Annotated in this window: 21 protein-coding genes; 14 read left to right on the top strand and 7 right to left on the bottom strand. The window is 71.0% G+C overall.

Annotated elements, in window-relative coordinates; genetic code table 11:
• Nucleotides 1-32: 32 nt before the first annotated feature.
• The gene (locus AC5020_RS00380) at nucleotides 33-440 is read left to right on the top strand and encodes a Rid family hydrolase (protein WP_464986761.1); all 408 of its coding nucleotides are present in this window, start codon (nucleotides 33-35) and stop codon (nucleotides 438-440) included.
• Between the two features lie 146 nt (nucleotides 441-586).
• On the opposite strand, the gene AC5020_RS00385 is transcribed toward AC5020_RS00380, so the two are convergent.
• The 4 genes from AC5020_RS00385 to AC5020_RS00400 form a co-directional block, all read right to left on the bottom strand.
• Nucleotides 587-694: a methionine/alanine import family NSS transporter small subunit gene (locus AC5020_RS00385; protein WP_377793740.1), complete on the bottom strand. Its 108-nt coding sequence runs from the start codon at nucleotides 692-694 to the stop codon at nucleotides 587-589.
• A gap of 125 nt (nucleotides 695-819) precedes the next feature.
• On the bottom strand, nucleotides 820-2,460 hold the full coding sequence (locus tag AC5020_RS00390; RefSeq protein WP_464986762.1) for a sodium-dependent transporter: 1,641 nt from the start codon (nucleotides 2,458-2,460) through the stop codon (nucleotides 820-822).
• Nucleotides 2,461-2,830: 370 nt separating this feature from the next.
• A complete protein-coding gene (ulaA, locus tag AC5020_RS00395; protein ID WP_464986763.1) occupies nucleotides 2,831-4,429 on the bottom strand; it encodes a PTS ascorbate transporter subunit IIC in 1,599 nt (532 codons plus the stop codon).
• 34 nt (nucleotides 4,430-4,463) lie between these two features.
• Nucleotides 4,464-5,369 (bottom strand): PTS sugar transporter subunit IIA, encoded by a 906-nt coding sequence (locus AC5020_RS00400; RefSeq protein WP_464986764.1) that lies wholly within the window; start codon nucleotides 5,367-5,369, stop codon nucleotides 4,464-4,466.
• 85 nt (nucleotides 5,370-5,454) lie between these two features.
• Between AC5020_RS00400 and AC5020_RS00405 the strand changes: the two genes are divergently transcribed.
• The 6 genes from AC5020_RS00405 (at nucleotide 5,455) to AC5020_RS00430 (ending at nucleotide 12,414) form a co-directional block, all read left to right on the top strand.
• Nucleotides 5,455-6,825 carry a M20 family metallopeptidase gene (locus AC5020_RS00405; protein WP_464986765.1) on the top strand — a complete coding sequence of 457 codons (1,371 nt, stop codon included), beginning with the start codon at nucleotides 5,455-5,457 and terminating at the stop codon, nucleotides 6,823-6,825.
• Nucleotides 6,826-6,870: 45 nt separating this feature from the next.
• Complete coding sequence (locus AC5020_RS00410; RefSeq protein WP_464986766.1) at nucleotides 6,871-8,451, top strand: AbgT family transporter; 1,581 nt, start codon at nucleotides 6,871-6,873, stop codon at nucleotides 8,449-8,451.
• 163 nt (nucleotides 8,452-8,614) lie between these two features.
• The gene (locus AC5020_RS00415; RefSeq protein WP_464986767.1) at nucleotides 8,615-9,853 is read left to right on the top strand and encodes a hypothetical protein; all 1,239 of its coding nucleotides are present in this window, start codon (nucleotides 8,615-8,617) and stop codon (nucleotides 9,851-9,853) included.
• Complete coding sequence (locus AC5020_RS00420) at nucleotides 9,850-11,145, top strand: sensor histidine kinase (protein ID WP_464986768.1); 1,296 nt, start codon at nucleotides 9,850-9,852, stop codon at nucleotides 11,143-11,145. Before AC5020_RS00415 ends, AC5020_RS00420 begins: the two co-directional genes overlap by 4 nt.
• On the top strand, nucleotides 11,142-11,804 hold the full coding sequence (locus AC5020_RS00425) for a response regulator transcription factor (RefSeq protein ID WP_464986769.1): 663 nt from the start codon (nucleotides 11,142-11,144) through the stop codon (nucleotides 11,802-11,804). Before AC5020_RS00420 ends, AC5020_RS00425 begins: the two co-directional genes overlap by 4 nt.
• A 49-nt stretch (nucleotides 11,805-11,853) precedes the next feature.
• Complete coding sequence (locus AC5020_RS00430; protein ID WP_464986770.1) at nucleotides 11,854-12,414, top strand: pyridoxine/pyridoxamine 5'-phosphate oxidase; 561 nt, start codon at nucleotides 11,854-11,856, stop codon at nucleotides 12,412-12,414.
• 52 nt (nucleotides 12,415-12,466) lie between these two features.
• Here AC5020_RS00430 and AC5020_RS00435 read toward each other — a convergent pair whose 3' ends face one another.
• Nucleotides 12,467-12,868 (bottom strand): arsenate reductase ArsC, encoded by a 402-nt coding sequence (locus AC5020_RS00435; protein WP_377018537.1) that lies wholly within the window; start codon nucleotides 12,866-12,868, stop codon nucleotides 12,467-12,469.
• 60 nt (nucleotides 12,869-12,928) lie between these two features.
• The gene (locus tag AC5020_RS00440; protein ID WP_377018538.1) at nucleotides 12,929-13,333 is read right to left on the bottom strand and encodes an ArsR/SmtB family transcription factor; all 405 of its coding nucleotides are present in this window, start codon (nucleotides 13,331-13,333) and stop codon (nucleotides 12,929-12,931) included.
• A 121-nt stretch (nucleotides 13,334-13,454) separates the two neighbouring features.
• Between AC5020_RS00440 and arsB the strand changes: the two genes are divergently transcribed.
• Together arsB and AC5020_RS00450 are read left to right on the top strand one after the other, a co-directional pair.
• Complete coding sequence (arsB, locus tag AC5020_RS00445) at nucleotides 13,455-14,567, top strand: ACR3 family arsenite efflux transporter (protein ID WP_377018540.1); 1,113 nt, start codon at nucleotides 13,455-13,457, stop codon at nucleotides 14,565-14,567.
• Nucleotides 14,564-15,061, top strand: coding sequence for an arsenate-mycothiol transferase ArsC (locus AC5020_RS00450; protein WP_464986771.1), 498 nt, complete (start codon nucleotides 14,564-14,566; stop codon nucleotides 15,059-15,061). The genes arsB and AC5020_RS00450 overlap by 4 nt, the downstream gene beginning before the upstream one ends.
• A 105-nt stretch (nucleotides 15,062-15,166) precedes the next feature.
• On the opposite strand, the gene AC5020_RS00455 is transcribed toward AC5020_RS00450, so the two are convergent.
• Nucleotides 15,167-15,907, bottom strand: a complete 741-nt coding sequence (locus AC5020_RS00455) for a Pr6Pr family membrane protein (RefSeq protein WP_464986772.1) — start codon at nucleotides 15,905-15,907, stop codon at nucleotides 15,167-15,169.
• Nucleotides 15,908-16,238: 331 nt separating this feature from the next.
• Here AC5020_RS00455 and AC5020_RS00460 point away from each other — a divergent pair, with 331 nt between their 5' ends.
• The 5 genes from AC5020_RS00460 to AC5020_RS00480 all read left to right on the top strand — a co-directional run bounded on the left by AC5020_RS00460 (nucleotide 16,239) and on the right by AC5020_RS00480 (nucleotide 22,983).
• Entirely contained in the window at nucleotides 16,239-18,002 is a 1,764-nt protein-coding gene (locus AC5020_RS00460; RefSeq protein ID WP_464986773.1) for an ABC transporter ATP-binding protein, read from the top strand.
• A complete protein-coding gene (locus AC5020_RS00465) occupies nucleotides 17,999-20,125 on the top strand; it encodes an ABC transporter ATP-binding protein (protein ID WP_464986774.1) in 2,127 nt (708 codons plus the stop codon). The genes AC5020_RS00460 and AC5020_RS00465 overlap by 4 nt, the downstream gene beginning before the upstream one ends.
• A gap of 151 nt (nucleotides 20,126-20,276) precedes the next feature.
• The gene (locus AC5020_RS00470) at nucleotides 20,277-20,894 is read left to right on the top strand and encodes an ArsR/SmtB family transcription factor (protein ID WP_464986775.1); all 618 of its coding nucleotides are present in this window, start codon (nucleotides 20,277-20,279) and stop codon (nucleotides 20,892-20,894) included.
• A 36-nt stretch (nucleotides 20,895-20,930) separates the two neighbouring features.
• Nucleotides 20,931-21,647, top strand: a complete 717-nt coding sequence (locus AC5020_RS00475) for an SRPBCC family protein (RefSeq protein ID WP_464986776.1) — start codon at nucleotides 20,931-20,933, stop codon at nucleotides 21,645-21,647.
• A gap of 172 nt (nucleotides 21,648-21,819) precedes the next feature.
• A complete protein-coding gene (locus AC5020_RS00480; protein WP_377018548.1) occupies nucleotides 21,820-22,983 on the top strand; it encodes an FAD-dependent monooxygenase in 1,164 nt (387 codons plus the stop codon).
• The last annotated feature ends 6 nt before the right edge of the window (nucleotides 22,984-22,989 follow it).

The following is a 22,989-nucleotide window of genomic DNA, read 5'->3' on the forward strand; positions in this document are numbered from 1 at the left end:
CGACCGCTCAGCGCGTCTCGAAAGGCTGTCTCATGTCCCACGCCGTCACCCTGAACAGCTCGGCGATCCTCACCGACACCGTCCAGTACTGCTACTCGGCGACGGTGGAACCTCCCGCGAGGCTGGTAGTGCTCGCCGGGGCCTGCCCGCTGGACAAGGCCGGGGACGTCGTCGCCCCGGGCGACCATGCCGCTCAGGCCGCGAAGTGCGTGGAGAACATGATCGTCGCCCTCGCCGAGGCCGGCGCCAGCCTGGAGAACGTGGTCAGCACGCGGGTGCTGGTGGCCTCGAGCGAGCAGGCCGATCTGGTGAGCGCCTGGGACGTGGTCCGCGACGCCTTCCGCGAGCATCCCGCACCGAGCACCCTGATGGGCGTGACGGTGCTGGGCTACCCCGGTCAGCTGGTCGAGATCGAGGCGAGCGCCGCCGTGCGCGACTGAGGCCGGGGCGCGGGCGCTGCCGGCCGGGCACCCTCTCCGAGAGGCCGTTATCGGAAGCTCATTCCGGCCCGCTGGAGGGGGTGCTCAACCCAGGGATGCCGGAGCCGGTGCTCAACCCAGGGATGCCGGGGGTGACGCTCGCGCGGTCAGTCCTTCTGCTCGGGGTGGCGCGCGAGGTTGACGATGGCGGCGGCGAGGCCGCCCCACACGGTCACGATCGCGACGATCATCATGATGATGGCTGAGACGGACACGGGATTCTCCGATCGGTCGGGATGCTGGGATGACTCTGCTGCTGGTCGAGCTGTCGCGGGACGGGGGCGTCGCCGGCCGGGAGGCGGGCCCGCGGCGAGAGTGTCCCCGCCGCGAGGCCCGATCCTCACCGCGCCGGCGTGGACCGCAGCTCGTGCGGGGTCGCGACGTCTCCGCCGAGGCCCTGGCCGGCGACCGCCTCGGGGGCGATCTCGTCACCCTCGGAGTCGGCCTTGTGGAGGTTCGATCCGGCCGGCCACGGCAGCAGGGAGAGCCCGATCGCGATGACGACCAGCGCGATCGCCATCAGCCAGCCGAACACGAGCACGAACCAGCCCGGGTAGTCCTCGTAGGTGCCCTCGGCGGTCAGCAGGGTGAGGGTGCTGGAGATCAGGGAGATGCCCAGCACGATGGGGGCGATGACGGCCAGCGCGATCATCCAGATGCGGCCGACGGGGAAGGTGCCCTGGTGGTTGAGGTGGTCGCGCAGCGTGGGCAGGCCGCGCACGATGTAGGTCACCACGATCGTGGAGACCAGGGCGGCCGCGACGATGCCGTACTCGTTGACCCACTTGTCCAGCACGTCCAGCAGCGGCAGACCCATCGTGGTCGAGAACAGCGCCACCGAGACGATCGCCAGCGGCAGGCACACCCCGAGGGTGGCGGGGATGCGGGCCAGGCCGAACTTGTCCTGGATCGCGGCGATGACGACCTCGACGATCGAGATCAGCGAGGTGAACCCGGCCAGCACCAGGGACCCGAAGAACAGCACGCCGATCAGGGCGCCGGCGGGAGCCTCGGTGATGATCGCGGGGAAGGCGATGAAGGCCAGCCCCACGCCGTCGGTGACCACTTCGCCGATCGGCACGCCCTGGGCCTGGGCCATGAAGCCCAGTGCGGAGAACACGCCGATGCCGCAGAGGATCTCGAAGCTCGAGTTCGCCAGGCCCACGACCAGGCCGGAACCGGTGAGGTCGGTCTTCTTCTTGAGGTAGGAGGCGTAGGTGAGCATGATGCCGAAGGCCACCGAGAGCGAGAAGAAGATCTGCCCGTAGGCGGCGACCCACACGCCGGGATCCAGCAGCGCCGCCCAGTTGGGGCGGAAGAAGGCGTCCAGACCGTCGACGGCGCCCGGCAGGAACAGGGCGCGCACCACGAGGATCAGGAACATGGCGATGAGCAGCGGGATGAACACGATCGCGCTGCGGCCGATGCCGCCGTGGACGCCGAGGCACATCACCGCGATCACCGCCAGCCAGACCAGGACCATCGAGATCATGACGGCCGGGACGATGTCGAAGCTGATGACCACGTCGGGACCGCCGAGGGCCTGGGTGTACTCGCCGAAGAAGCCGGCCGGGTCGTCGCCCCAGCGCTGGTCGACCGAGAAGACCGTGTAGTTCGTGGCCCAGGCGATGATCAGGGCGTAGTAGACCGCGATGATCGTCGCGATCAGCACCTGCCACCAGCCGATGAACTCGGTCCAGCGGGTGAAGCGACGCCACGCGGCCGGGGCGGAGCCGCGCCAGCGGTGCCCGATCGCGTAGTCGAGGAACAGCAGCGGGATGCCCGCCGTCAGCAGCGCGACCAGGTACGGAAGGATGAAGGCGCCGCCGCCGTTCTCATAGGCCACGGCCGGGAATCGCCAGATGTTGCCGAGCCCGACGGCCGAGCCGATCGCGGCGAAGATGAAGGCGGCGCGCCCGGCGAAGGCGCCGCGGTCTGCTCTCCGGCCCGTCGTGCCGGGGGAGGGGGTCGATGCACTCACAGTTCGCCTCCGAAGTGTGCGCCGAGGAGCGGCGGAAGAAGGGTGGGGAAGGACAAGGATGTGCCCAGGGGGTCACCGAGCCATCGACGGCCCGCCGGATCGCGGCGGCCGAGCGCTGGCTGACAGGGCGCGGCCAGCAGGGTGGGCGGCCGCGCATCGTGCTGGGATGATACGCGGCCGACGGAGCCTGCGACACCGCACGCGGGGGATGGACATGCAGCCGTGACCTCCGGCATGGCACCGGGCGAGCCCGCAGCGGCACGAGGCCGCCGCGGGAGCGGGGCGGCGGCGGATTCGCAGCAGGGTGTTCCGGGCACGCAGCCGGACGGGTGCCTGCCTGGCGCGGGCGCGGGCGCGTGGCCGTGCTGAGTCAGCCGCGCGGCGGGGGCGGAGGGGCAGGGGCCCCGCTCGGCGGGGCTACCCGGGGGTAGCGCCGGGTGCTCGCGTCGGCGGAAGACTGCTGCCCGGCCGGCGCACCGCTCCCACCGGCAGCGTCAGCGACGGCCGTCGCGGCACCGGCCGCCGCAGAAGCCCCGGGCCGTGCCGGTGCGGGATCCCAGCCGGCGTCGACCACGCGGCGCTGGACGAGTACGGCCGAGCCCAGGATGAGGGCTCCGATCACGGCCAGCAGCACCACGCCCGGGACCACGCCGGTGCGGGCGCCGTAGCCGATCAGGATGCCGAACCAGCCGAAGTCGGTGTCGCCGAAGGTGGTGTTGGCGGAGCCGAACGTACCCAGCACCTTGAGCAGCAGGGCGGGCAGGAACGTGACCAGGAGGCCGTTGACGAAGCCGCCGGCCACGGCGCCCCGACGCCCACCGGTGGCGTTGCCGTAGACGCCCGCGGCGCCACCGGTGAAGAAGTGCGGGACCAGCCCGGGCAGGATGAGGGCCAGTCCCAGCACGGGGCCGAGCCACACGCCGAGCACGAGGAGTCCGATGAGGCCGCCGGCGAAGCTCGAGAGGAACCCGATCAGCACCGCGTTCTGCGCGTAGGGGAAGACGATCGGGGCGTCGAGGGCGGGGATCGCGCCGGGGACCACCTTGGCGGCGATGCCCTGGAACGCGGGCACCAGCTCACCGAGGATGGTGCGCACGCCGAACAGGATCACGGCCACGGCGATGCCGAACTGCAGGCCCTGGGTCACGGACTGCATGAGGTAGTTGCCGACGTCGGTCGCGCCGCCCTCGAACGCCTCGAAGGCCGTGGCCTGCCCGGCGCGAGCGAGGTAGACGACGGCGACGACCAGGTACATCAGCACCATCGACAGGGCGGTGGCGACCATCGAGTCACGCAGGAAGTGCAATGACTCGGGGACCTTGAGGTCCTCGGTGGAACGACTGCGTCCGCGCGGATCGACCAGGCGGCCGACGGTGCCGGCGGCGATGTACCCGGCGGTGCCGAAGTGGCCGATGGCGATCGAGTCGTCCCCGGAGATGCGTCGGGTCCAGGGCTGGGAGAGAGCCGGCAGGGAGACCATGAGGATCCCGAGCAGGACCGCGCCCAGGACCACGACGATCGCCGTGGGCATCCCGGCCGAGGCCATCACCACGGTGATGAGGGTTGCCATGAACAGCAGATGGTGGCCGGTGAGGAAGACGTAGCGCAGCGGGGTGAAGCGGGCCAGCCCGATCGCGACCACGAAGCCGAGGATCATCAGCCACGCGACCTGCGCGCCGAACTCCTCCTGGGCGATGCCGGCGATCGCCTCATTGGTGGGGACGACGCCCTGGGCACCGAGGGCGCCCTGGATCATGACTCCCAGCGGGGCGAGGGAGGCGGTGACGAGAGTGGCGCCGGCTCCGATCAGCAGGAAGCCGAGGACCGCCTTGATGGCACCGCCCGCCACCTGGCCGGCTGTCTTGCGCAGGGCGATCAGGCCGACGGCGGTGATGATGCCGATGAGATAGGCGGGCACGCTCAGGAACTCGTTGACGAGGAACTGGGCGATCGCGACGAGCACGTTCATGGGGGCTGCTCCGTGGAAGGTGGGAAAGGGTGGGTCAGACGGCGTAGAGGCGTCGCAGCGCCGCGTCGACCTCGGTCTGGGAGGTGAAGTTCTCGATCACCTCGACGGGTACGCCGACATCGCCGAGGGTCTGCGCGATCGCGCCCGAGGTGAGGATGGCGTCGGCGTCCTTCGCTTTTCCCTTGGCGGAGATGGTGTCGGTCGCCTCGACGCTGAGGTGGGAGGACCAGCCCCAGCGGCTCAGGACCTGCTCGGCGGTGTTCTTCAGGAACAGGCTGGTGCCCAGGCCGTTGCCGCACACCGTGAACAGGAGGTTCTTCGAGGGGACCGTGTCCTCGGTGGCGTCGGCGGCAGGTGCTGACGTTCCCGCGCCCGCTGCGGTGCCACCGGCATCCGGTGAGGCGGGTCCGGGGTCCGACGCGGAACGCTCGACGTCGTCGGCCCCCGACGTGGCGGTTCCGGGTGCGGCGTCGGCCGGGGCGGTGCCGACGCTCTCGCCGCCGAGCGCGGCCAGGACCTGTCGCGGGGAGGAGGCCGTCTCCAGCGCCGTGCGTCCGGCCGGGTCGGCCAGGACTCCGGCCAGGGCGGCGAGGGCCGACTGGTGGGCGGAGCTGTCGGCGGCGGCCAGTGCCATCACCAGGTGGACCGGGTCGTTGGTCTCGTGGCCGAAGGAGACCGGCTCGGCCAGGCGCACGAAGGACATTCCGGTGCGGTGGACCGACTCGTCGGGTCGTGAGTGCGCGAGCGCGAATCCGGGGGTGATCACGATGTACGGGCCGTGCTCCTCGACGGTGCGGATCATCGCCTCGGTGTACGCGGCATCGGTGACGTCGCTGGAGACCAGCAGATCGCCGGACAGGCGGATCGCCTCGCGCCAGTCGGCGGCGGGGACGTCGAGCCGGATGGCGGCAGGGTCGATCAGAGCGGTCAGCTGAGACATGGGGCGTCCTCGGGCGGAGAAGAGCGGTTCACGCGTGCGGCCCCGAGGGTACGTGGTCGCGGGTGCGGATGCTTATCCTCGATCCATGTCTTCTCAGCCGTCCGCGCGCCCCGGCGCTCAGCATTCCGAGGTCTCCACCGCCTATCTCCAGCAGCTGGACGAGGAGCGGGAGCTGGCCATGCGCACCGCGTCCCATCCGGGCTCCGCCTTCGAGGGCGCCGCGACCGCCCTGCACGACCGGCTCGAGGAGCTCGTCCAGCGTGATGCCGGGGAGATGGCCGCTCTGATGCTGGATCTCGGCGAGCATCCCGAGGTCGCCTTCGAGGAGCATCGCTCCGCCCGGGCCATCGCCGACGTGCTGGCAGCCCACGGCGTCGAAGCGCAGGTGGGCGTGCACGGGCTGGACACTGCGATCCGCGCCGAGATCGTGGGGCAGGGCGGCGACGCCGAGGATGCCCCCACGCTGGCGATCCTCTCCGAGTACGACGCGCTGCCCGGCGTGGGCCACGGCTGCGGCCACAACGTCATCGCCGTGATGGGCCTGGGTGCCTTCCTCGCCCTGGCCGAGCTTGCTGCCACCGACCCGTCGGCCGTGCCCGGCAGGGTGGTGTTCCTCGGGACGCCCGCCGAGGAGGGTCACACCGGCAAGGAGTTCATGGCGCGCGAGGGTGCCTTCGAGGGGCTGGACGCCGCGGTGATGGCCCACCCCTACGGGTACGACCTGGCCGACCAGATCTGGCTGGGCCGCCGGACCCTGACCGTCGAGTACCACGGGCACACCGCCCACGCCTCGGCCCAGCCGTTCATGGGGCGCAACGCGCTGGACGCCGCGAACCTGCTGTACCAGGGCATCGGGCTGCTGCGACAGCAGACCCCGCCGTCGGACCGCATCCACGCCGTGATCCGCGAGGGCGGGGACCGCGCGAGCGTCATCCCCGACTACGCCAAGCTCGACATGTACGTGCGCTCCCAGCGGCCCGAGACGCTCAAGGACCTCTCGCGGCGCGTCGAGGATGCCGCTCGCGGCGCGGCGCTGATGGCGGGCGTCGGCGTCACCGTCGGCTGGGATCAGCACCCGCCGTCGCTGCCGGTGCGCACCAATGAGGCCCTCACCGGTCGCTGGGTGCAGGCGCAGCGCCGCCGCGGCCGCGACCCGCTGCCCTTCGGCGTGGTCTCCCCGATCCTGGCCGCCTCCACCGATTTCGGCAACGTCAGCTACCGCATCCCCGGCATCCACCCCGTCATCAAGGTGGCTCCCTCCGAGGTCGCGCTGCACACCCGTGAGTTCGCGACCTGGGCGGTCTCCGACCAGGCCCGCTCCGCCGCGGCCGACGGGGCCTACGGCCTGGCTGCCACCGTGCTCGACGCCCTCCACGACCCGCAGCTGGCCCGGGCCGTCGCCACCGAGTTCGAGGAGGCCGGCGGCGCCATCGACGTCCCCTCCTACTTCGACTGACCGACCCCCGCGCCTCCTCGCCACCCCGATCCGACTGGAGTCCCCGTGAGCACTGCACCGAACACCCCGGCCAAGGCCGGGCTGACCGACCGGATCCTCAACGGCGTCGAACGAGCGGGCAACAAACTGCCCGAACCGTTCATGCTGTTCGTGATCCTGTTCCTGATCACGGGCGTGGTCTCCACGGCCATGGCGATGGCCGGCGTGGTCGTCGAGGTGCCCGGCGCCGACGAGCCGACCGCCATCAAGGGGCTGTTCACCGGGGAGGGCCTGACCTGGCTGACCACCACCCTGGGCGAGAACTACATCGGCTTCCCGCCGCTGGTGACCGTGCTGCCGATCCTGCTGGCGATCGGCATCGCCCAGCACTCCGGGCTGCTGGGCGCCGCGATCCGCAAGACCTTCGGCTCCTCACCGGCGTGGATGCTGCCCTACGTGGTCGGGTTCGTCGGCGTGGTCTCCTCGATCATGGCCGACTCCGCCTTCGTGGTGGTCCCGCCCCTGGCCGCGCTCGTGTTCAAGGCCGCCGGTCGCCACCCCGTCGCCGGCCTGCTGGGCGGGTTCGCGGCCGCCGGCGCCGGGTACTCCACCAACATATTCCCCACCAGCCTCGATGCGCTGTTCGCCGGGATCACCACCTCGGTGATGGGTGCGCTGCCCGGCTACGAGTTCACGCCGGTCAACCCGATCTCGAACTGGTTCTTCAACATCGTCTCCTCGCTGATCCTGGGCTTCGTCGCCGGATTCATCATCGACCGGATCATCGAGCCCCGACTGTCCCGCCAGGGTGTGCCCGTCGACGAGACGGCGGTGGACGGGGAGGAGCCGGCCGACGACGCCCAGCAGATGCGTGCCGCCCTCACCTCCGTGGAGAACCGGGGTCTGCTGATCGCCGTTCTCAGCGCCGTGGTGCTGACTGCGCTCTTCCTGCTGGCATTCCTGCTGCCCGGCTCGCCGTGGCGCAACGAGGACGGCGGCTTCCTGCCCAAGTCCCCGCTGCTGGATTCGATCGTGTTCATCGTGGTCAGCTACTTCATGGTGCTGGGCATTGCCTATGGCGTGGTCACCGGCGTCCTGCGCAGCAGCCGGGATGCGGTGCGGATGATGTCCGATGCGCTCAAGGAGATGCTGCCCTTCGTCGTCCTCGCCTTCATCCTCGGCAACTTCATCGCCCTGTTCAACTGGTCCGGCATCGGCACGTGGATCGCCGTGACCGGGGCGAACGGTCTGGAGGCGACGGGGCTGACGGGCTTCGCGGCCATCCTCGGCTTCATCGTGCTGGCCAGCTGCCTGAACCTGTTCATCATCTCCGGTTCGGGCATGTGGGCGATCATGGCCGCCGTGTTCGTGCCGATGTTCTCGCTGATCGGCTACGAGCCCGCGTTCACTCAGGCCGCGTTCCGCGTCGGTGACTCCGCCACCCAGGTCATCACCCCCATGAACCCGTACATGATCGTGCTGCTGGGGATGCTGCGGAAGTACGAGCCCGAGGCCGGCCTGGGCACGCTGATGTCCCGGATGCTGCCGTTCGTGGTGCCGTTCTGGCTGGTGTGGACGATCCTGCTGGCGGTGTTCTTCTTCTTAGACTTGCCGCTGGGACCCGGCAACGGGATCTTCCTGGGCTGATACCGCCGGCGAACGGTGCAGGTGCGCGGCGTGCGCCCGTCGGGAGCCTGCGTCCCCTCGGGCGCCCGCGCCGTGAGATGTCGCCCTTCGTCATGATCACCGGGGGAGGCAGCTCCCCCGTATGGGGGAGGGTGCGGCGCGCCCGGGAGCGGACGCTCGAGGCATGAATACACAGTCCCGACCTTCCGTCTCCTCGACCACACCGTCCGCCACCCGGCTCGATTCCCGGTCGGGCACCGCTGACCGCGATCGGACGGGCGCTCACAGTCGGCTGCGTCTGCTGCTGACTCTCGCAACGCTCTCCAGCCTGATCACGGCCGCTCTGGGCCTGCGCTGGCTGCTGGCGCCGTCGGCCGCGCTCTACGCCGACGCCGCCGACGCACCCTTGCTGCTGGGCGTGATCGGGCCCCTCCCCACGTACTGGCTGCAGCTGGTCGCCGCATCGCTCGGTGCCGTCGCGGCAGGGGTGGCCCTGGCCCGATCGGGCCGGGACCAGCGGGGTGCCGGCGGCCGGTGGCCGGTCCATCTGCTGGCCGTGGCCGGCATCCTCCAGGTCGCCCTGTTCGGACTCGGCTTCGGCAGCTTCGCGACCCTCGCCCATGCCGGGTACCTGATCGCTTTCGCCGTGCCGTTCGCACTGGTCATGATCGCTCTTGCTCTGGTGCGTCACCGTGGACGGCTCCGGTGGGCGGCGGGGGTGCCCCTCCTCGTCGCACTGGCCGCCGCGGCCGTCGCCGGGTGGGGTCTGATCGCCGAGATCCTCGGGCAGCTCATCCCCTCGTTCCTCGCCGTCGGTGGCAACATGCTGGCGACCGCGCACTTCGTGATCACCGGCACCCTCTGGGCCGTGATCACCCTCCTCGCGCTGCGCCGCAGGGGATCGCTGGAACGGCTGGAGGCGTGGACGCTGCGCCACCGCCGGGCTCTCACGCTGCTCGCCGCCTGCGGGCCCCTGCCCTACGCCCTCGCGCGCCTGACCTGGCTGACCCCGTGGCCGCTGTTCGGAGGGGCCGCGGTGGAGGGGGATCTCACCGGGCGCGTGTGGGGTCTGGCGCTGTCCACGGGGGCGTGGGCCGGCGTGGTGCTGACCGTGGGCCTGATCCGGCCATGGGGTGAAGTATTCCCGCGCTGGTTTCCCGTCGTCGGCGGCCGCACCGTGCCCGTGGCGACGGCAGCGGTGCCCGGGTTCACCGTCGCGGCCCTGCTGTGCTTCGCCGCGGCGCCGATGATCCTCGGGGCCGCCCAGGGCGGGATCGGCAGCATGATCGCCTTCGCCCTGGTCTTCCCCTGCTGGTTCTGGGGGCCGACGCTCGCGCTCGCCGTGTGGGGTTACGTCCTGGAGCGCCGCTCAGTGGGTTCCGCTCGCCCCGGCACCCTGCCCTCGGCCAGGATGGGGGCGTGAACATCCGACGGCACGGCCGCCGCTTCGCGTGGCTGATGACGGGCGCGGCGATCGGCACCGCCGTCGTGCTCGCCCTCGCCCTGCTCGTGCCCGGCTCGGCCGATCTTCTGCTCGCCCCGGGGCGCACCGTCCTGGTCGTGGCGGCGGCGGTGGCCGTCGGTGGCCTGCTGGGGCTGGTCCCCGGGGTGCGGGAGCTCGAGGTGACCGCCGCCCGCTCGATGCTCGGTGTGCGGGCGGAGCTGGTGGTGCCGCGCCGGCCCGGCCTCGTCCACCGCATCCAGGACATCGCGTGGGTGCAGTTGCATCTGCTGCTGGGCCTGCTCGCGGCGGTGTGCCTCACGATGCTGCTGCCGGCGTCCCTGCTGATGCTCGCCGAGATGGCGACGGGTGGCGGCGGCTCGGTGCTGACCGTCCCCGGCGCGCCCGCGGGGCGGGTCGCTCTCGCGGTGGTGGCGCTGCTCGGGGTGCTCCTCGCGCTCGGCGCGGCGTGGCCGCTGGGCGGGCTGGCGGCCGCCCTCGCGCCGTCGCTGCTGGGGCCGACGGCGAGGGACCGGCTGGATGTGGCCCTGGCCCGGGTCTCCCAGGAGGCCGAGCGCACCCGCATCGCCCGCGACCTCCACGACGGCATCGGCCACGCACTGACCGTCGTCAGCGTCCAGGCCGCCGCCGGCGGGCGCGTCCTGGAACGGGACCCGGGCGCTGCCCGGGAGGCGCTCGAGAGGATCGAGCGCACGGCACGCGAGGCCCTCGAGGAGCTCGACGGCGTGCTCGCCGACCTTCGGGACGAGCACGCCGACGGAGCAGGCCGGATCGCCACCGACACCGCCACGGCGGAGGCGGGCGGCGGTGCCGTTCCGCGCCTCCTCTCGCTTCCGGAGCGGATCGACGGCCTGGCCGAGAACCAGATCCGGGCCGGCATGGACCTCCGAATGCACAGGGAGGTTCCGGATGCTGTGCTCGGGGCCCTGCCCGCAGCGCAGCAGGAGCACCTCACGCGCATCCTCGGTGAACTGCTGACCAACGCTCACCGCCATGGGGGCGAGGGGCCCGTCCACCTCCGGCTCGGGCACGGCGAGGACTCGGGGCGGCGAGGGGCCGTCGTGCTCGAGGTGAGCAATCCCCTCAGCGCCCGGGAGGCTGCCCAGGACTCGGCGCCCTCCGGCGGGCGAGGGCTGCACGGACTGCAGGAGCGGCTCGCTCTGTGGGGTGGCACGCTGGAGGCGGGCCCTGGCGAGGGCACCTGGAGTGCCCGCGCCGTGCTCCCGATCCTCTCGGAAAGGCCCCTGCCATGACCGCTCGGACGGACTCCGCCCCGTCGCCGGTACGCGTGCTGCTGGTCGACGACGAGCCGATGGTGCGGCAGGGCATGCGCATGATCCTCGAGGCCGAGGAGGACCTCCAGGTGGTCGGCGAGGCCGGGGACGGCGCTGACGCGCTCGCCCTGGCACGGCGGGCCCCGGCCGACGTCGTCTGCATGGACGTGCGGATGCCGGGGATCGACGGGCTGCGCGCCACCGAGCTCCTGCTGCGCCTGCCCGAGCCGCCCAAGGTGCTGGTGGTGACCACGTTCGAGAACGACGGGTACGTGCTCGACGCGCTGCTGGCCGGGGCCTCCGGGTTCCTCCTCAAACGTGCGAGCGCGGTGGAGATGGTGCAGGCGGTGCGGACCATCGCCCACGGCGACAGCCTGCTGTTCCCGGAGGCTGTCCGATCGCTGCTGCGCCCTCGCGCACGTTCCGCCGGCTACACGGGCCCCGCCCTCACCCCGCGTGAGCTCGAGGTGCTCGCGGCCGTCGCCCGTGGTGCGACCAATGCCCAGATCGCCCAGGAGCTCGTCCTCGGGGCGGAGACCGTGCGCACCCACGTCGCCTCGGTGCTGCGCAAGCTCGGCGCCGAGAACCGCACCCAGGCCACGGTCACCGCCTACCGCACCGGCCTCATCGACCCGTGAGGAACCGCGGTGGCTGCAGTGAGTCCATGGCCGATGGCAGGATGACGCCATGAGTGACCTCGCCGACCGCCTCCGCGCACTGCCCGCCTTCCCGGACGAGATGCCGGTCCTCGACCCCGAGAACGTCCCGGATGATCCGGACGAGCTGTTCCTGTCGTGGCTGGACGACGCGATCGCCAGCGGTGTCCGCCAGCCGCACGCGATGACGTTCCAGACGGTCCTGGCCGACGGCACTCCCGTCGGCCGCACCCTGATCCTCAAGGACGTCGACGAGAACGGATACCACGTCTCGACCCGGAACACCTCCCGCAAAGCCCGGCAGCTGGAGCAGAACCCGCGGGCCGCGATGACGTTCTTCTGGCGCGAGTCCGGCCGGCAGGTGCAGATCATCGGTGACGTGGTCGCCCTCGGGGAGGACGTGTCACAGGCCGACTGGCTCACCCGGCCGACCTCCGACGGGCGCCCGAATCCCGAGTGGCAGGTCTACGCGCTGCAACCGCACCTGGTCGAGTTCACCCAGTCGCGGCACGACCGCAACCACACCCGGGTCGGCTACCGCCGCGAGGACGGCCGCTGGAGCCACGGCCCGGTCACAACCCCCGCCGGCTGACGAAGGCGAGTGCCGACGACGTGCTGGTCGACCATCGAGCGGTGAACCCGGGTCAGACCTCGAGGCTCGCGATGAGCTGCTCGACGCGGGCCCGGATGTCGTCGCGGATCGGGCGCACGGCCTCGAGGCCCTGGCCGGCGGGATCGGGCAGCTCCCAATCCTCGTAGCGCTTGCCGGGGAAGATGGGGCACGCGTCGCCGCAGCCCATGGTGATCACGACGTCGGACTGCTGGACCGTGTCCGGGGTGAGGATCGTGGGCCGGCCCGCGGAGATGTCTATGCCCTCCTCGGCCATCGCCTGGACGGCGGCGGGATTGATCGAGTCCGCGGGCTCGGACCCGGCGGAGCGGACCTCGACCTTCTCTCCCGCGAGGTGGCGCAGCCAGCCAGCGGCCATCTGGGAGCGGCCGGCGTTGTGAACGCAGACGAACAGGACACTGGGACGATCGCTCATGGATGCTCCTGGTGACGCAGACGTGGCTGAAGGGGATCGTGGCGGAGTGCGGGGCGCGGGTCAGGAGAGGTCGAGGAAGGCGCGCAGCTCGGCGAAGGCCGACGGCACGACGGCGTAGTGAGCCCAGCGGCCCCTCTGCTCCCGGGTCAGCAGACCGGCTTCGACGAGCTTCTTCATGTGGTGGCTGACGGTGGGCTGCGAGATGCCCAGGCCCTCGCCGAGGTCACAGACACAGACGCTCTGGCAGCCGCCCGCGGCGACGTGCGAGAGCAGCTGCAGGCGCGTGGGATCCGAGAGCGCCTTCAGGCGTGCCGAGAGCCGCTCGGCGTCGTCGGCCTCGATCGGGCCGGTGGCCAGTGAGCAGCAGTCGTCCGCGCCCGCCGGCGAGCGGCACTCATCATCGGCCGAGGCGGCCGACTGCGGCCACGAGAGGTCGACCGGATCGCGTGCGGTCGTGGAACTCATGGTTTCACCTGACTCGAGACGGGGGCGTGGGGGTCGGCGTGCACCGTCTGACATTGACGGTCATCTATGTGAAGGCTACTCTACTCATCGATGACCGTCTATAGGAACAGGTAGGCCGCCCATGACGACGACCACCGCCCCCGCCGCACCGTCCGGTGTGGCCCGGGAGATGTCGTTTCTCGACCGGTGGCTGCCGGCGTGGATCCTGCTGGCGATGGTGGGCGGCCTGGCCCTGGGGCGCCTGGTCCCCGGCATCGGCCCGGCGCTGGAATCCGTGAGCATCGCCGGTGTCTCCCTGCCCATCGCCATCGGCCTGCTGGTGATGATGTACCCCGTCCTCGCCAAGGTCCGCTACGACCAGACCCGGCGCATCGGCGCGGACCGCAGGCTGATGGTCACCTCGCTGGTGCTGAACTGGCTGCTCGGGCCGGCGCTGATGTTCGCGCTGGCCTGGATCTTCCTGGCCGACCTGCCCGAGTACCGCACCGGCTTGATCATCGTCGGCCTCGCCCGTTGCATCGCCATGGTGCTGATCTGGAACGACCTCGCCTGCGGGGACCGGGAGGCCGCGGCGGTGCTGGTCGCGGTCAACTCCATCTTCCAGGTGATCGCCTTCGGGGCGCTGGGATGGTTCTACCTCCAGGTGCTGCCCTCCTGGCTGGGCCTGGCCACCACGTCGGCCGAGTTCTCCGTCGGGGCGATCGTGCTCAGCGTGCTCGTGTTCCTCGGGATCCCCCTTCTCGCGGGCTTCCTCACCCGCGTGCTCGGTGAGCGCGCCAAGGGACGCCACTGGTACGAGAACCGCTTCCTGCCGCGCATCGGCCCGTTCGCGCTGTACGGCCTCCTGTTCACGATCGTGCTGCTGTTCACGCTGCAGGGCGACGCGATCCTCTCCGCCCCGCTGGACGTCGCGCGCATCGCGCTGCCGCTGCTGGCCTACTTCGTCGTGATGTTCGCAGGGTCCCTGCTGCTCAGCCGCGCCGTCGGCATGGACTACGCCCGCTCGACCACCGTCGCGTTCACGGCCTCCGGCAACAACTTCGAGCTCGCCATCGCCGTCGCCATCGGCACCTTCGGCGTCAGCTCCGGGCAGGCCCTGGCCGGCGTCGTGGGTCCGCTGATCGAGGTCCCGGTGCTGGTCGCCCTCGTCTACGCCTCGCTGTGGGCGGGCAGGCACCTGTTCCCCGACGACCCCACCGTCCCCGCCCGCACCGCTCGAGAGGTCTCCGCATGAGCCAGCACAGTTCCGACCCGACGCCCACGGAAGCGAGCTCGACGGCCGCCACCTCGGGGTCGACGCCCGCCGGGGCGACGCCCTCCGTCCTGTTCGTCTGCGTCAAGAACGGCGGCAAGTCGCAGATGGCCGCCGCCCTCATGGATGCCCGCGCCGACGGCGAGGTCGAGGTCCACTCCGCCGGCACGAAGCCCGGCAGCGGCATCAACGCGCTCTCGGCAGAGGTCATCGCCGAAGCCGGGGCCGATATGTCGGCAGGCAATCCTAAGCCGATCGATCCCGAGCTCCTGGCCCGCGTCGATCGCGTCATCGTGCTCGGGGACGAGGCCGTGGTCGAACCGGTGCCCGGGATGCGCGGCACCATCACCACCTGGCGCACCGACGAACCCTCCGAGCGCGGCATCGACGGCATCGAGCGCATGCGCCTGGTGCGCGACGACATCGACGCCCGCGTGCAGGATCTGCTGGAGGAGCTGCGGGGCGCGGCTCGCTGAGCTGCGGGTGTCGCGCGCTCGGCGGAGGCGCGTGGTTGCCGGGCCCGCGCGGTTGGAGGGCTCGCGCCGAAAGAGCCCCCGCGGCGATTCCCTCACGCACCCAGGTCAGCCATGGCTGTTCAGGGAGCCGCTGGAGGCTGCTGTGCCTGAGTCCGCCGCATTCGGCCCGTTCTCCCGGAGCATCGCCGGCACGGCCCTGTCGACGGCGCGGATCACCACGGCCAGCAGCGCCGCCACCGCCACCACGAGCAGCGCGTTGACCACGGCCGGAATGATGCCGAGATGGGCCGCGTCCAGGAACGGGTACGGGTACCAGTGCGTGATGCTGCCCTGGCCGAAGATGTAGAGCAGCCACACCGCGGCCACCGCGAACGCGCCCGCGACCGTCGACCAGCGGAACCGGCGACGAGGGCCGAAGACCAGCCAGCCCACCACGGTCAGCACCGGCGAGACCGTGTGCAGGCCGAACGACGCCACGCTCGACCAGCCCTCCAACTCCAGCTGCGGAGCGAGCACCAGAGCGAAGACCACACCGGTGATGGTGATCGCCAGCAACGAGTAGAGCCGGGCGACCTCCCACCACGCGCCGCGCCGCAGCGGATCGATCGCCAGCAGCGCGGAGACGACCACGACCACGATGTTGCTCTCGACGGTGAAGTAGCTGAAGAAGCGCCCCAGCCGCACCGCCAGGCCCGCCTGCTCGCCGCTGTCGCCCGAGTTCGCGTCCTGACCGCCGGTGAGGACCAGCGCGAACTGGATGAGGAGCGCGACGAGGACGACTGCTGCGACGGTTCCGTGCCACCACCTGGATGCGGCACGGCGGCGAGGGTCGAGCGAGGTCTCCATGGCCCCAGTCTGGTCCACGGTCCGGTCCACGCGGGGCCGCCTCCCGGCGATCGCGGACCGTGGCTCGAGAGTGTGCGGGGCGGTTCGCGGATCATGGGGAAAACCCCATGTCGATCCCAGGGTCGATGGGGCAGGATGAGTCGGGCCGCTGTCTTCTCCTCCCGCTCGTCCGGTCAGGACCCGCTCGACCGGGCAGGGAGAGGCCTCCCCACGGTCACGAGTCTTCCGCGGCCGGTCGACGTTCCGGCCGGTCACGATCTGTCCGCCCCCGCCGATACGGTCATCCGGTGATGCCGCCGCGACGATCCCCGACGAACTTCGAAGGTCTTCCATGCTCTGGACGCTGATCAGGCGCCACCTCCGTCCCTACGTGCCCCACGTGATCGCCGTGGTGATCCTGCAGCTGGCCACGATCCTGGCCACGCTGTACCTGCCCAGCCTCAACGCCGACATCATCGATCAGGGCGTGGCGACGGGGGACACCGACTACATCTGGCGCGTCGGCGGCGTCATGCTCGGCGTGGCGATGATCCAGCTGGTCACCGCGATCGCGTCGGTCTGGTTCGGTGCCCGCGTCGCCATGGGCATGGGCCGCGACATCCGCCGCTCGATCTACACCCGGGTCGACCGCTTCTCCACCGAGGAGATGGGCCGCTTCGGGGCGCCCACCCTCATCACCCGCGGCACCAACGACGTCCAGCAGGTCCAGATGCTGGTGCTGATGACCCTGAACTTCATGGTCATGGTGCCGATCATGTCCATCGGCGGCATCATCATGGCGATCCAGGAGGACCCGGGGCTGTCCTGGCTGGTCTGGGTCGCGGTGCCGGTGCTGATGGTGATCGTGGGCCTGCTGATCAAGGAGCTCATGCCGCTGTTCCAGCGCATGCAGGCCAACATCGACTCGATCAACGGCGTGATGCGTGAGCAGATCATGGGCATCCGCGTCGTACGCGCCTTCGTCCGCGAGGACCACGAGACTCAGCGCTTCACCGACGCCAACGCCACCCTGACCGACACCTCGGTGCGGATCGGCCGGCTGTTCGTGATCATGGGCCCCGCCATCACCGTGGTGCTGCACCTGGCCACCGCCGCCGTGCTCTGGTTCGGCGGTCACCGGGTCGCCGACGGCCTGGTCGACGTCGGCTCGCTGACCGCGTTCATGCAGTACCTGCTGCAGATCCTCATGGCGGTCATGATGGGCACCTTCATGTTCATGATGTTCCCGCGCGCGATCATCAGCGGGCGCCGCATCGCCGAGGTCCTCGACACCGTCCCCACCCTCGCCGAGCCCACCGAGCCGGTCAAGCTGCCGGCCCGCGGCGGCGGCGCCACCGTCGAGTTCCGCGACGTCACCTTCTCCTACCCAGGGGCAGACGCTCCCGTCGTCGACGGCGTCAGCTTCACCGCCGAGGCCGGTCGCACCACGGCGATCATCGGTTCCACCGGATCCGGCAAGACCACGCTGGTCAATCTGATCCCCCGGCTGCACGACGCCACCACCGGTCAGGTGCTGCTCGACGGCGTCCCGGTCACCGACCTCTCGCGCGCGACCATCTCTCGGACCGTCGGCCTCGTCCCCCAGAAGCCGTACCTGTTCTCCGGGACCATCGGCCACAACCTGCGCTTCGGCGACCCTGACGCCACCGACGCCGAGCTCTGGCACACCCTGGAGACCGCGCAGGCCACCGACTTCGTCGCCGCCCGGACGACGGGGGAGGGCGAGCAGGCCCGCACCGGACTGGACTCCGCCGTCTCCCAGGGCGGCACCAACGTCTCCGGCGGCCAGCGCCAGCGGCTGTGCATCGCCCGCACCCTGGTCGCCCAGCCGCGGGTGTACGTCTTCGACGATTCCTTCTCCGCCCTCGACGTCACCACCGACGCCAAGGTGCGCGAAGGGCTGGCCGAGCGCACCCGGGGCGCGACCACGATCATCGTCGCCCAGCGCATCTCCACCATCACCGGCGCCGACCAGATCCTCGTGCTCGAGCAGGGCCGGATCGTCGGCCGCGGCACCCATGACGAGCTGCTGGAGAGCTCGCAGACCTACCGGGAGATCGTCGACTCCCAGATCACCGCGGAGGAGCCGGCATGAGCCCCGAGAACCAGGACCGGCCGGAGGATGAGGGCCAGGTCGAGGAGAGCCGGACCGCGAACAGCGAGCCGCCGGTGTCCAGCTCCCCGTCGGCCCCCCAGAACGCCCCCGGCGCCGTCGCCTCGAGCACCGCCGCCGTCGGCTCGGAGCTGACCGAGGACGAGATCCTGGAGCTCCAGGACTCCGTCAGCAGCGAGTGGGGCGAGTCCGCGCCCCGCAAGGCCAAGGCCTTCTGGCCCTCGACCCTGCGCCTGGTCGGCACGTTCAGCGATCACAAGCTGGCCCTGACCGTGGTGCTCGTCTTCGGGCTCATCTCCACCGGCCTCAGCGTGTGGGCGCCCACCATTCTCGGCAACGCGATGGACGTCATCGCCGACGGCGCCTTCGGCGACGGGGGAGTGGACTTCCCGCAGCTGGGCCGGCTGCTGCTGATCGTGATCGGCATGTACGTCATCGCCTCGGTGTTCGACTGGCTGCAGGGCCGGCTGCTGAACGACATCGTCATGCGGATCGTCTACCGGCTGCGCCAGCGGATCGAGGTCAAGGTCAACCGGCTGCCGCTGAGCTACTTCGACACCCGCCAGCGCGGCGACCTGCTTTCGCGCACCACGAACGACGTCGACAACGTCCAGCAGGCCCTGCAGCAGGCCTTCGCCTCGCTCGTGTACGCCGTGCTGACCATCATCGGCATCACCGCGATGATGTTCTGGCTGTCCTGGCAGCTGGCGCTCATCGCCCTGGTGGCCCTGCCGATCTCCGGGGTGGTCATCGGCTTCATCGGCTCGAAGTCCCAGAAGCTGTTCACCGCGCAGTGGCGCCACACCGGACGGCTGAACGGCCACGTCGAGGAATCCTTCACCGGGCACGACCTGGTCACCGTCTTCGACCGGCAGGACAGCATGCGCGAGCAGTTCGACACCCGCAACGAGGAGCTGTGGGAGGCGTCGTTCAAGGCGCAGTTCTACTCCGGGATGATCATGCCGATCATGCAGTGGGTGACCTACCTCGGCTACGTGGGCATTGCCGTGGTGGGCGGGCTGCGGATCGCTGCCGGCCAGATGTCGCTGGGCCAGGTCACCGCCTTCATCCAGTACTCGCGCGAGTTCAACGCGCCGCTGGGCGAGGTGGCCGGCATGGCCAACATGCTGATCTCCGGCGTCGCCTCCGCCGAGCGGATCTTCGAGCTGCTGGACGCCGAGGAGCAGGAGGCCGACGGGGAGATCACCACCACCGTCACCGGGCCCGACGGCGAACCCGCCACCCAGCGCATCGAGCGCGCCGAGCTGGCCGCCCCCACCCGCGGCCACGTCGAGTTCGACCACGTCGCCTTCTCCTACACTCCGGACGCCCCGCTGATCACCGACCTCTCGCTGACCGCCGAGCCCGGCCAGACCGTCGCCATCGTCGGCCCCACCGGCGCCGGCAAGACCACCCTGGTCAACCTGATCATGCGGTTCTACGAGATCGACGCCGGCCAGATCCGGCTGGACGGGGTGGACATCCGCGCCCTGGACCGCGGGGCCGTGCGCAGCCAGATCGGCATGGTGCTGCAGGACGCGGTGCTGTTCGGCGGGACCATCATGGACAACATCCGCTACGGCCGGCTCGACGCCACCGACGACGAGGTGATCGCCGCGGCGACCGCCACGTTCGTGGACCGCTTCGTGCGCACCCTGCCCGACGGCTACGAGACGGCGATCGAGGACGAGGGCGCGAACATCTCCGCCGGGGAGCGCCAGCTGATCACCATCGCCCGCGCCTTCCTCGCCGACCCCGCCCTGCTGATCCTCGACGAGGCCACCTCCTCGGTCGATACCCGCACCGAGGTCCTCGTCCAGGAGGCGATGGCTGCACTGCGCACCGACCGCACCAGCTTCGTGATCGCCCACCGCCTCTCCACCATCCGCGACGCCGACGTGATCCTGGTGATGGAGCACGGCGACATCGTCGAGCAGGGCTCCCACGAGCAGCTGCTCGAGGCCGAGGGCGCCTACCACCGCCTCTACTGGTCGCAGTTCGCCGCCGGCGTGGACCCGGATGAGGAGGAGTCGCTGCTGGAGGTCTCGACCGCCGTGACCGGTGAGATCTCCGCCGTGGACCCCGACGCCACCCCGGCCGGCTGACCGCGGGAGCACGCATCGGCGGTTCGTCTCAGGCGGCTTGTCGGCCGGCTCGGGCGCCGCGCTCCGAAAGGTTCCATCCAGGGGGAACCTTTCGGAGCGCGACGGGACGACGGGCCTTGACAAATTAATTTGTCGGGCGGAGTCTAGGGTCATGCACGATGTGGAGACGATCGACGATGCCGCCGCGGCGGAGGCCTCGCTGGACCCGCTGCGGGGGCGGATGCTGGCGGCGCTGAGCGAGCCCGGCTCCGCCTCGACGCTCGCCGCCCGGCTCGGGATGCCGCGGCAGAAGGTCAACTATCACCTGCGCGTGCTTGAGCAACACGGCCTGGTCGAGCTCGTCGAGGAGCGCCGGCGAGGCAACTTCACCGAACGGGTGCTCCAGGCATCGGCCGCCTCGTACGTGATCTCTCCCGGCGCGCTGGGGGACATGCAGCCGGATCCGGCACGCTCGCCGGACCGGCTCTCGGCCCGCTGGCTGCTGGCACTCTCGTCCCGTCTCGTGCGGGATGTGGGCACGCTGCTGACGGGGTCGCAGAGGGCGAACAGGCCGGTGGCGACCTGCGCGATGGACGGGGAGATCCGCTTCGCCTCGGCCGCGGATCGTGCCGCCTTCACCGAGGAGCTGACGACCACGATCACCGACCTCGTCGCCAAGTACCACCGCGAAAAGCCTGCGGAGGGTGGGGGAGAGGGGAAGCTCTACCGCCTCGTCGTGGCGACGCACCCCGCCGTGCCTGCCGACCGTAGTGCCCCGCCCATCCACTGACGCACCGCTTACCACCCACCAATGAGGAGAACAGCCATGTCCAAGGAGTTCGAGGTCCGCAAGGAGGTCGTCCTGGAGGCGACGCCGGAGCAGGTCTGGCGAGCGATCGCCACCCCCGAGGGGCAGGCCGCCTGGTCCCCCGATCCGTATGCCTCCCAGGACGGGATGGACGTGGAGATCCAGGAGCCGGAGCGCTTCGCCTTGCGCACCCCCGAGGCGGAGAACGGCGCGTTCCACGCCTTCGAGTACATCGTCGAGGCCCGCGACGGCAGCACCACCACCCTGCGGTTCGTCCACAGCGGCTACCTCGGGGACGACTGGGACGCCGAGTTCGACTTCGGCGAGATGACCGCGCAGGGGTGGGACATGTACTTCCACACCCTGGCCGAGTACCTCAAGCACTTCGCCGACCGTCCTGCGGCCTTCGTCGTCGCCGAAGGGCCCGCCTCCTCCTCGAGCCCCGAGGCATGGACGCAGCTCGAGCGGGCCCTCGGCGTGGACGGGCCCGTCGAGGTCGGTCAGCAGTTGACGCTGACCCCGGAGGGCCTTCCGCGGCTCGAGGGTGAAGTGGACTACGCCCGCCCGGGGGAGGATTTCATCGGCCTGCGCGCCGCCGACGGTCTCTACCGCTTCCACGGCAGAGCGGCGATGGGACTTCCCGTCGCCGTCGGTCACTACCTCTACACCGAGGACGTGGATCGGGAGGCCGCCCAGCAGGCCTGGAAGGGCTGGCTGGAGCGCGCATACGCCTGACGTGCTCGGCGGTTCCAGAGGCTGCCAGGACGGTCTCCCTCGATACACTGGCATCTCCCGGTACCGTTCAGCGCTCAGCGCCCCGAGGCGGAGATGCCTGCCTGCGTGGGCAATGAGCCCGTGTCGGCGGAACCGCTTCGCCGGCAGCGACCGGCGGAGTAGGTTCGAGACCATGGAGGTCACGATCATCGGCGGCGGGGTCAGCGGCCTCGCCCTCGCCCACGAGCTCGCCCCGGACCACGACGTCACCGTGCTGGAGGCCTCCCCGGGGCCGCGCGGCGGCGGGTACATGATCGACTTCTTCGGTCCTGGTTTCCTCGCCGCCGAGCGGATGGGCATCCTCGAGGAACTGCGTTCCCGCGGGAACGTCTTCGACGGGGTGCGCTTCGCCCGGCCCGACGGCACCCCGAGCGGGACCATCGACGTCGGCCCCCTGGTCGAGGCGGCCGACGGCCGCTACTTCTCAATCCTGCGGCCGGAGGTGGAGCTGGGCCTGCTCGCGCAGCTCCCGGCCTCCGTGGACGTCCGCTACGGGCAGCGCGCCGTCGCAGTCCGCGACGCGGCCCTCAGCGGCGCCATGGATCCGGCCCGCGCCGTGGTGGAGACCGCCGACGGAGCCACCCTCGAATCCGACCTCGTCGTCGCCTGCGACGGCGTGCGCTCCCCGTTCCGTGAGCATGTCGCCCCCGGCCACGGCGAGATCGTGCCGATGGGGTACCGGGCGGCCAGCTACCTCCTCGAGGCCCCGGAGCTCGCCGACGAACTCGGGAACCATGCCCTGATGACCGACACCTTCCAGCGGATCGGCGGGATGTACGCCGCAGGCGCGGGCCGGATCGGCGTCCTGTGCGCCCAGCGCGTCGACCGACGCCTCACGGAGCGACCGGAACCGGATCCCTCGCGTCTGCGCGCGGAGTTCTCCGGGCTCCACCCGCTGGTGGATACGGCGCTGGAGCAAGCACCAGCGTCGTTCTACGACGACCTGGTCGCCCAATCGGCCGCCCCGACGTGGAGCCGCGGCCGGGTGGTCCTGGCCGGGGATGCCGCCCATGCGGTCTCGCTGCTCGCGGGCCAGGGGACATCGCTCGCCGTCGCCGGCGCGGAGGCGCTCGCCCGCTCCCTGCGCGCGGCAGGGCCGCACGTCGAGGTGGGCCTGCGCGACTATGAGCGGCGGTGGCGTCCGGTCGTCGAACGGGCCCAGCGCGCCGGGCGTCGCAGCGCCGCCTCGTTCATCCCGGCCAACGGCCTGCAGCTGCGCGTCCAGCAGGTCGCGCGGCGCACCCTCAGCATCCCGGGTGTCAGCCGTCTGCTCGCCCCGCAGTTCATCGGGGCATGAGAGGAA

Source organism: Brachybacterium sp. SYSU DS0246 (genome assembly GCF_059391765.1).